The 787-nt window shown below is 49.0% G+C and carries 1 protein-coding gene; it reads left to right on the top strand.

What is annotated here, in order from left to right; translation table 11 throughout:
- Nucleotides 1-195: 195 nt before the first annotated feature.
- A partial coding sequence (locus DXA36_RS32665; RefSeq protein WP_147366683.1) for a cellulase family glycosylhydrolase occupies nucleotides 196-787 on the top strand: 592 nt, incomplete at its 3' end.

The raw sequence follows: 787 nt of genomic DNA, 5'->3' as shown, positions 1-787 counted from the left end.
GCGCTGCCCATGCTGTGTATCTATCCGTTCATGCAGAAGTATTTTACAAAGGGATTGGTAATGGGAAGCGTAAAGGGGTAATATGAAAAGAGACACCGAAGGTATAAATGGAAGCAAAGCGTTCCATGGAAGCAAAGCATTCCATAGAAGCAAAGCATTCCGCAGAGCTTTCCGGAAAGAAAAGGGGGAATCAGAATGAAACCATTGGAAGATTACAGTTCTATCAGGGGTTTTTGTTATTCAGGAGGCTGCAGGGTATCCGGGGAACAGCTGAAAAGGGAACTTGGGTATGCAGGGAGCCTGCGGCTTAACAGCACCAGAATCTGGCTGTCAGAAAGAGATTACCGAAAAGATCCGGCAGCCTTTTTAAGTAAGCTTACCGCCTTTGTGGAGACGGCATGGGAAGCCGGCATCAGTACCATGCCTATCCTCTTTAATGGAAACGGCTTGCATCCGGGAGATTTGGAACAGGGATATGAGGAATATGCGGAAAACTACATAAAGGATGTGGTGCAGGCTCTGCGGGGGGAGCCGGGGCTGCTTATGTGGGATGTGATGAATGAACCCTCCTGCAACGACTATATCATAGAAGCGAAAGGGGAGGAAAGAAAAGCGCGCTGGGAAAAGGTGAATGAATTCCTGCGCCGCAGCTGTGATAAGGTCAGGAAGCTAGACAGCGTGAATGCGGTTACCATCGGCCATACCTATATGGATGATGTGGCGGATACCGTGGAAGAAGTGGATGTATTCAGCTTCCATGATTATCTGCCGGTGCGCCGGCAGATAG

Source organism: Eisenbergiella sp. OF01-20, from assembly GCF_003478085.1.
GTDB lineage: Bacteria > Bacillota > Clostridia > Lachnospirales > Lachnospiraceae > Eisenbergiella.
This window is presented reverse-complemented; position numbering and strand designations above follow the sequence as displayed.